This is a genomic window from Kitasatospora sp. NPDC059327 (genome assembly GCF_042752535.1).
Taxonomy (GTDB): Bacteria; Actinomycetota; Actinomycetes; order Streptomycetales; family Streptomycetaceae; genus Kitasatospora.
In genome coordinates this window covers 60,936-68,534 of sequence record NZ_JBHYYB010000046.1, presented here as the reverse complement: position 1 = coordinate 68,534, position 7,599 = coordinate 60,936, and the positions used below count along the sequence as shown (strand labels likewise).

General features: G+C 75.6%; 8 protein-coding genes. 3 read left to right on the top strand and 5 right to left on the bottom strand.

Annotated elements, in window-relative coordinates; all coding sequences use genetic code 11:
• Nucleotides 1-703 precede the first annotated feature (703 nt).
• Nucleotides 704-1,366, top strand: a complete 663-nt coding sequence (locus ACFXHB_RS25900) for an HAD family hydrolase (protein WP_380577011.1) — start codon at nucleotides 704-706, stop codon at nucleotides 1,364-1,366.
• 267 nt (nucleotides 1,367-1,633) lie between these two features.
• On the opposite strand, the gene ACFXHB_RS25895 is transcribed toward ACFXHB_RS25900, so the two are convergent.
• The 5 genes from ACFXHB_RS25895 to ACFXHB_RS25875 form a co-directional block, all read right to left on the bottom strand.
• Nucleotides 1,634-2,314, bottom strand: a complete 681-nt coding sequence (locus ACFXHB_RS25895) for a phosphonatase-like hydrolase (protein ID WP_380577010.1) — start codon at nucleotides 2,312-2,314, stop codon at nucleotides 1,634-1,636.
• Nucleotides 2,315-2,325: 11 nt separating this feature from the next.
• Complete coding sequence (locus tag ACFXHB_RS25890; RefSeq protein WP_380577009.1) at nucleotides 2,326-3,447, bottom strand: TIGR03364 family FAD-dependent oxidoreductase; 1,122 nt, start codon at nucleotides 3,445-3,447, stop codon at nucleotides 2,326-2,328.
• 201 nt (nucleotides 3,448-3,648) lie between these two features.
• Nucleotides 3,649-4,161, bottom strand: a complete 513-nt coding sequence (locus ACFXHB_RS25885; protein ID WP_380577008.1) for a pyridoxamine 5'-phosphate oxidase family protein — start codon at nucleotides 4,159-4,161, stop codon at nucleotides 3,649-3,651.
• Between the two features lie 147 nt (nucleotides 4,162-4,308).
• Nucleotides 4,309-4,980 carry a phosphatase PAP2 family protein gene (locus ACFXHB_RS25880; RefSeq protein ID WP_380577007.1) on the bottom strand — a complete coding sequence of 224 codons (672 nt, stop codon included), beginning with the start codon at nucleotides 4,978-4,980 and terminating at the stop codon, nucleotides 4,309-4,311.
• The gene (locus tag ACFXHB_RS25875; protein WP_380577006.1) at nucleotides 4,977-5,609 is read right to left on the bottom strand and encodes a DedA family protein; all 633 of its coding nucleotides are present in this window, start codon (nucleotides 5,607-5,609) and stop codon (nucleotides 4,977-4,979) included. The genes ACFXHB_RS25880 and ACFXHB_RS25875 overlap by 4 nt, the downstream gene beginning before the upstream one ends.
• Before the next feature lie 157 nt (nucleotides 5,610-5,766).
• Between ACFXHB_RS25875 and ACFXHB_RS25870 the strand changes: the two genes are divergently transcribed.
• Both ACFXHB_RS25870 and ACFXHB_RS25865 read left to right on the top strand, forming a co-directional pair.
• Nucleotides 5,767-6,237: a BlaI/MecI/CopY family transcriptional regulator gene (locus tag ACFXHB_RS25870; protein ID WP_380577005.1), complete on the top strand. Its 471-nt coding sequence runs from the start codon at nucleotides 5,767-5,769 to the stop codon at nucleotides 6,235-6,237.
• Entirely contained in the window at nucleotides 6,234-7,442 is a 1,209-nt protein-coding gene (locus tag ACFXHB_RS25865; RefSeq protein WP_380577004.1) for a M56 family metallopeptidase, read from the top strand. The genes ACFXHB_RS25870 and ACFXHB_RS25865 overlap by 4 nt, the downstream gene beginning before the upstream one ends.
• Nucleotides 7,443-7,599: the final 157 nt, after the last annotated feature.

Here is a 7,599-nt window from a genome sequence, read left to right as displayed (position 1 = left end):
CCACGGCGGCCGCGCCGGCGAGGAAGCCGCGCCGGCCGACCCCGGCCGGCCCGCCGGTCCCCGGCGCGCTCCCGGAATGGTCCGTCGAATCGCTCGTGCCACTCGTCGAATCGCTCATCGAATTCTCTCCGTACTGCTTCGGCGATTCCGGCCGGAACGGCCGCGGCGGAATTCCGCGCGGCCGCGCCGAAATCACGGACGGGTGTGCGGAATTCCGGCCCGCCGCCTGTCCGCGACCGTGCGCGGACGGCACCCGGGAAGGCGGCGAGGGGCCGGCGATCCGCCTGCAAGAAACCGGTCTCCTCCCCCAGCCGCACGAACCGTGCAGGTGGGAGGAGTGTTCCGAGGAATCCCGACGAGCTCCGGCCGGGCCCGCGCAGCTACCGGGGCACCGTCACCGAATCACGTCGCGTCGGCCGTACAGAGGGTGCTCGCGAGCCGTCCGAAATCGACATGCCGACGAGCAGCCAAGAACTCTCCAGCTGCCATGCGAGCGACTGTAGAAGCTCCCGGGAAGCACTGGCAATACCGCGTACTCCTTTGTTGCGGCGCCGTTTCGGGGCCCGCACCGCAGGTTTCCCACCGTCTCGCCGCGTGGCTTTCGGGTGTCCGCGCGCCGCGGGCACGACCCGCCGGGAACGGGCACCAACCGGCCCGCGCGGGCCCGGCTCCGCGCGGCGGAGGCCCTCACTAGGCTGCCGCCATGATCACCTCACCCGCTCCGCCGATAGAACTCGTCATCTTCGACTGCGACGGCGTCCTGGTCGACAGCGAGCGGATCGCCGCCCGCGTCCAGGTCGCGCTGGGCGCCGAACTGGGCTGGCCGCTCACCGAGGCCGAGGTCGTCGACCGGTTCATCGGGCGTTCCCAGGCGTCGATCCACGAGCAGGTCGCCGAGCGGCTCGGCGAAGCGACGGCCGCGCACTGGTCGACGGAGTTCGTGCGCCGGCACGCCGAGCAGGTGGACGCCGGCCTCACCGCGGTGGACGGCCTGACGGAGGCGCTCGACGCGATCTCCCTGCCGACCTGTGTCGCGTCCAGCGGCTCGCACGAGAAGATGGCGCACACCCTCGGCCGCACCGGTCTGCACCGGCGCTTCGCGGGCCGGATCTACAGCGCCACCGAGGTCGACCGCGGCAAGCCCGCCCCCGACCTCTTCCTGTACGCGGCCGCCGGGATGGGCGTCCCGCCGGCCGCCTGCGCGGTGGTCGAGGACAGCGCGCCCGGCGTCCGGGCCGCCCGGGCGGCGGGCATGCGCTCCTTCGGGTACGCCGGCGGCCTGACCCCGGCCGAGCGGCTGACCGGACCGGGCACCGTCGTCTTCCACGACATGCGCGAGCTGCCGGCCCTCCTCGGCGCCCGCTGAGACCGGCCGGGCCCGGACCTCCACCGGGCCCGGAGACCGGCGACCGGCGACCGGCGACCGGCGACCGGCGACCGGCCCAGCCGCCCGGAGGCCGCCGGCGGCGCCTCGTCCGGCGGGCACAGATCGGCGCGGTGGCCGCCGCTGCCGCCGGGGCCACCGCGCTGGGAGCGGTCCGGCTCGCACCCCGGTCCGAACCCGCCCCGCCGACGACCGTGCTCCCGGCCGCGGCTCCCCCCATCGAGGAGGGGAGCCGGGGCCGGTGCGGGCTCAGCCCCGGGCGAGCAGCGCCGGCAGCTCGGCGATCGAGGTCAGCACGTGCGTCGCGCCGTCGGCCCGCAGGCGCGCCTCGTCGTGGGCACCGGTCAGCACCCCGGCCACCACCGGGGCACCGGCCCGGGTGCCGGTGAGCATGTCGTAGCCGGTGTCCCCGGCGACGGCGATCTGCCGGACCGACTCGGTGCCGGTGCGCAGCAGGGCGGTGAGCGCCAGGTCCGGGTAGGGGCGGCCGCGGCCGGCCTCGGCCGGGCAGAGGGTGAGGTCGGCGATCGACTCCCACCCGAGGGCGGTCAGGATGCGGTCCTGGGTGGACCGGGAGAAGCCGGTGGTGAGGACCACCGTGCGGCCCTGGCCCCGGAGTTCGGCGATCGCCTCGGCCGCCCCCGGCAGCGCGGCGCAGTGGCCCGCGTCGACGAGGTCGTGGTAGGCGGCCTCGAAGGCGGCGTTGGCCGTCCGGGCCTTCTCCTCCTCGCCGAACAGGTGGCGGAACACCGAGATCTTGGACTCGCCCATGGTGGCCCGGACGTGCTCCAGCATGCGCGCGTGCTCGGGGCTGCCGGCCTCGACGCCGAGCGCGCCGGCGGCGGCCTGGAAGGCCCGCTCGACCAGGCCGTCGTCGGCCACCGTGGTGCCCGCCATGTCGAGCACAACGAGACGGATATCAATCGACATGTCAACTACCTCTAGAGATTGGTGAGTTCGGCGGTGGTTTCGGCGATGGCCGGCGAGCAGGTCATGCCGCGGCCGCCGGGGCCGGTGACCAGCCAGACGGCGTCGCGGACCCGCTCCCGGTGGACGACCCGGGTGGTGTCCACGCACTGCGCGTACACCCCGGCCCAGCGGCGGCGCACCCGGGGCAGCGGCCGGCCGAGCAGTTCCTCGGCCACCCCGATCAGATGGTCGTAGGGATCCTCGACGACGTCGAAGCCGAACGGCTGGTCGTACTCGTGGGTGTCGCCGATGGTGAGGCCGCCGTCCTTGCGCTGGACCATCAGCAGCTGCATCTTGTGCTCGGCGGCGACCGGCGGCTGCGGCTGCGCGGCCTTCAGCCGCTCCAACGCGTCCCCGGCGAAGGCCGGGTAGTAGCGGAAGCTGTCGCCGTCGGCGACCGAGGTGGTGAGCTCCTCGCCGAGCGGGTCGGTCTGCATCATCTGCAGCCGCACCTTGCGGACGGGCAGTTCGGGTGCCAGCTCGCGCACCAGGCCGCCCAGCCAGGCGCCGGTGCAGAGGATGACGAGGTCGCCGGTGTGGACGTCACCGTGGTCGTCCCGGACGGCGTTCTCGCCGATCACCTCGCGCACCTCGCGCCCGGGGAGGAAGGTGTACCGGCCGCTGGCCAGCAGGGCGGCGCGCAGCGCGGGCTGGGCGGTGCGCGGCTCGACGGCGGCGTCCCGCTCGCACCGGAGCGCGCCGAGCAGCTTGCCGCGCAGCGCCGGGTTGGCGGCCCGCGTCTCGGCCGCGTCCAGCAGCCGGTAGCCGCGCGCGGCCGCGTCGGGCAGGGTCATCGCCTGCTCGGCGACGGCGAGTTCGGCCTCGGTGCGGATCGCGGTGAGCGAGCCGTTGGCCCGGAAGCCGAGCTCGGGCACCTTCGCGCCGATCCGCTCCCACAGCTCGCGGGCGCGCAGCGCGGTGTCCAACTCCTCCCCTGCGGCCCGGCCGCTGACCCAGACCAGTCCGAAGTTGCGCACGGAGGCGCCGCGCGCCTCGGCCTCACGCTCCAGGTGGACGACCTCATGACCGCGCTCGACGGCCTGCCAGGCGTGCATGCTGCCGAGCACGCCTGCTCCTACGACGATGACTCTCATGCGGCCAGGCTGGTGCCGCGAGGTGGCCGAGGGGAGTCCGAACAGCGGCGCACAGGTGAACCGACCGAAAAGTTGTATAGCCAACCCGGCGCGCAGGGGCCCGGCCGGCCGGCGCGGGCCCGATCACCCCGGGCGCCCGCCCGCCCCGGGCGCGCCCGGGGCGAAACCCGACCGGCCCCCGCCCGGGGCGGAGCCGGCCGCTCAGCGCACCACGGTCGCCCGCAGATAGTTGCGCCGCCCGAAGTGGGGCTCGTCCACCACCGTCAGCTCCTCCACCTGGAACCGGTACAGCGCCGCCGCCCCGCCCCCGGTCAGGAACTGTCGCCGGACGTCCTCCTCCCGGGCGAAGGACGGGAACCGCCCCCGGTACGCGGCCAGCGCCGCCTCCGCCTGGTGCCCCCACGCCTCCCCCGCGCTGCCGGTCAGCTGGATCCCGCGCAGCCGCTCCCCGAAGACCGGCGGCGGCACGAAGACCGCGGCCGACGCCCTGGCCTCCTCGCCGAGGTGGTGGCTGTGCCGGGTGGCGCGCTCGCTGACGAAGTACAGGACGAGGTCGTCGTCGTGGGCGAAGAAGGCCAGGTTGGCGTGCGGGCCGTGCTCGTGGCCGGCGGTGGCGAGCGTGAGCACCATGGCCTCGGCCAGCAGTCCCTCCACGCCCTTGCGGAGTTCCTCGGCGGGCCGGTCACCCTGGGTGGGGTCGAGTCGGTACGGCATCGGCGGCACTTCCCTCCACGGACACGCCGGGGAGCCGCGGCACCCCGGCACGACTGAGCCGGGCGGGTGCCCGTCGAAGGCCCCACGCCCGGCTCACATGCTCTCCCCGCCACCTCGGCCACACAAGGGCCGGGCGGGTCACGGAAGTCAGCGTCGCTGCGTCTCCAGCGACGGCCGGCCACCGGCCGCCGACGCGACGGCGCCCGCGCCCAGCAACGGTCGCAGCGCGCCGTCGCGCGCCCGCCCGACCAGCGGCGCGGCCCGTCCGGCGACCAGCGCGAGCGGGACCGCCACCAGGATCCCGACCAGCGCGCCGACCAGCACGTCGTGCGGGTAGTGCACGCCGACCCAGACCCGGGAGGCGCCCATCAGCACGGCGGCGACCGCGGCGACCGCGCCCAGCCGCCGGTCGGCGAACCAGAGCGCCGTCGCGGCGGCGAAGGCGATCACCGTGTGGTTGCTGGGGAAGGACCAGTCACCGGCGCCCGGACAGGCCTCCAGGGTGCCGCGCACCCCGAGCTGGGCGCACGGCCTGACCTCCTCCACCACGCTCTTGAACCCGGAGTTGACGACGTAGGCGACGACCACGACCAGCGGCGAGGCCAGCACCCTGGCCATCACGGCCGGACCGGCGCCGCGCGCCCGCCACCACGCCAGGACCATGAGGACGGCGAACAGGCCGAGCCCCAGCGCGGACCAGACCTTGATCACCTGGTCGAGCCAGTGCGGCGCGGCATCCGCCCACCCGACCACCCGGGTGTAGAGACCGCCGTCGATTCCGCTGCCGTCGTAGACGGCCAGCGCGCGGGAGGGCGTCATCGGGCGTCACCACCGTGACGCCGGGCCTTCCGGGCCCGGAACAATTCAAGAACAATCGGGATCACGGAGACAACTACTACCAGACCGATGATGGGAAGCAGGTACCGGTCGATACTGGGCACCGACGAGCCGAGCGCGTATCCGGCCAGCACCACACCGACGGTCCAGACCACGCCGCCCACCACCTGCCAGAGGGTGAACGTGCGCACCGGCACCTCCAGCACGCCGCAGAGCGGGTTGAGCACCGTCCGGACCACCGGGATGAACCGTCCGAGCACGATCGCCTTGCCGTACCCGTACTTGGCGAGCAGTTCCTCCGCCCGCTCGACCCCGTGCTTCAGGCTCTTGTTCTCGGAGCGCTGCAACAGCGCGCGGCCGCCGCGCCGGCCGATCAGGAAGCCGACCTGGGCGCCGATCAGCGCACCCGCCAGGGCGGCCGGCAACACCTGGTAGAGCTCCAGCTGCGGCCCCTTGGTCGCGCCGGGGACGCAGAGCAGGCCGGCGGTGAACAGCAGCGAGTCACCGGGCAGGAAGAACCCCACGAGCAGCCCGGTCTCGGCGAACAGCACGGCGGCGATCCCGAGGGCCCCGAAGGCGGCGAGGAGCGAGGAGGCGTCCAGCGGGTTCACCGCGAGAGCGTGAACGGCCGGAGCGGCGGACGACTGGAGCAAGGCTGGCGGACCTCCCGTACGTTGGAGGGCGACTTCTGCGCAGCACGCCCTCGACCGTCTACAGTGACGTAGACGGTCTACACGACTGTAGACGAAACCTGGAGGAATCGCCGCCATGTCCGACGTACCGTCCGCCCGCCGGCCCGCCGGGGAGCTGGAGGCCGAGGTGCTGGCCACCCTCTGGGCCGCGCGCGAACCGCTGACGCCCCAGGACGTCCAGACGGCCCTCGGCGGCGACCTCGCACGGACCACCGTCGCGACGATCCTGGCCCGGCTGCACGACAAGGGCACCGTGGAACGCACCCGGGCGGGACGCGCCTACGCGTACACCCCGACCGTCCAGGACCCGGCCGGCCTCGCCGCCCGCCGGATGCACACCGAGCTGGGGCGCGAGGCGGACCGCTCGACCGTGCTGGCCCGCTTCGTCTCCGACCTCTCCACCGAGGACGAGCGCCTGCTGCGCGAGCTCCTCGGCGGAGGCGCGGACGGAGGCACGGACGGGGACACGGACGGGGACACGGACGCACCGCCGGGCACCGGCGCGGGCGCGGACCCGAGGGGCGCCGCCGGACCGGTCGCCCCGTGATCCTCGCCGTCTGGGTACCGCTGCTGCTGCCCTTCCTCGCCGCCCGGCCGGCCCGCCGGCTGGCCGACGCCCTGCCGCCCCGGGCCGCCGCCTGGACGCTGGCCGCCGCCTCCGCCGTGCTGGCCGTCGGCACGCTCTGCTCACTCGGGCTGCTGACCGCCGAGGGACTTCTCCAACTGCCCGCCGTCGCCGCGCTCGGCCACCTGTCACTGCCCTGGCCGGCCGCCGCCGCACCCGCCGCGGGGCTCCCGGCCGCCCCGGCCGGAGCGGCGCTGACCGTCCTGACGGCACTGGCCCTGCGGACCGCCCGCCTGCGCCGGAACGAGCTGCGGACCGCCCGCGCGACGCTCGGCCCCGCGAGCCCCGGCGGCCCCGCGAGCCCGGCCGCCCCCGGCACCCCCGCCGGTGCGGCGCGGCCGTCGCCGACCGCACCGCACCGCGGCGACCAGCATCCGGACATGCGCCCCCCGTGCGCCTCCATGCGCCGAGCGCGCACCAACGATGCCCGGGAGACCACCCGCACGCGCGCCCTCACGCACTACCTCCACGCTCTCCGGCACCGCGCCCGCGCCGTGCTCCACGCCCTGCTCCACCCGGCCGGACAGCACCCGCTGGCCGTCCTGGACGACGACCGGGCCGACGCCTTCGCCCTTCCCGGCCGCCTCCGCCGCCCCGGACGGCCCGGCGAACCGGGACGGATCGTGGTCACCGCGGGGATGCTGCGCGCCCTCAGCGCCCCCGAGCGGGCCGCGCTGCTCGCCCATGAGCGCGCCCACCTGGCCGGCCGCCACCACCTCTTCCTGGCCCTCGCCGAACACGCCGCCGCGGTCCATCCGGCGCTGCGGGCGCTGCGGGCGCCGCTCGGCTACCACCTGGAGCGCTGGGCCGACGAGGTCGCCGCCGAGCAGGTCGGCGACCGCACCGTCACCGCCCGCGCGGTGGGCCGGGCCGCCCTGGCGGCGAGCCGCTCGCCGCGCCCGGCCCGGCCCGGGCTGGCCCCGGCCGCCCATTCCGGCCCGGTCCCGCGCCGGGTCGCGGCCCTGCTGCAACCGCGCCCGGCCGCCTCCGGCAGCCGTCGCCGGACCGCCGCCGCGCTCGTCCTCGCCGCCTGCCTGGCGCTCACCACGGCCGCCACGCTGGACGCCGGCGCCGACCTCCACCGCACCGTCGAGGCCGCCCAGCAGGAGTCGGGCGGTCCGCGCTGATCCGCGCCCGGGGCGTGCGCCGGGCCGATTCCCGGTGCCGGGACACCCATCACTCATTGGCATGTCCACTCTGATACCGCTCATCGGCCCTAGTTGGCAGACCCCGTCCCCAGGACCGGGCGACCCCCGTACTCTTTCGTCAGCGCGTCGGCCCCGA

Excerpts from the sequence above, each read along its gene's own strand:
- ACFXHB_RS25895 (WP_380577010.1), bottom strand. The coding sequence starts at position 2,314 with ATGTCGATTGATATCCGTCTCGTTGTGCTCGACATGGCGGGCACCACG.
- ACFXHB_RS25885 (WP_380577008.1), bottom strand. The coding sequence starts at position 4,161 with ATGCCGTACCGACTCGACCCCACCCAGGGTGACCGGCCCGCCGAGGAA.
- ACFXHB_RS25890 (WP_380577009.1), bottom strand. The coding sequence starts at position 3,447 with ATGAGAGTCATCGTCGTAGGAGCAGGCGTGCTCGGCAGCATGCACGCC.
- ACFXHB_RS25880 (WP_380577007.1), bottom strand. The coding sequence starts at position 4,980 with ATGACGCCCTCCCGCGCGCTGGCCGTCTACGACGGCAGCGGAATCGAC.
- ACFXHB_RS25900 (WP_380577011.1), top strand. The coding sequence starts at position 704 with ATGATCACCTCACCCGCTCCGCCGATAGAACTCGTCATCTTCGACTGC.
- ACFXHB_RS25870 (WP_380577005.1), top strand. The coding sequence starts at position 5,767 with ATGTCCGACGTACCGTCCGCCCGCCGGCCCGCCGGGGAGCTGGAGGCC.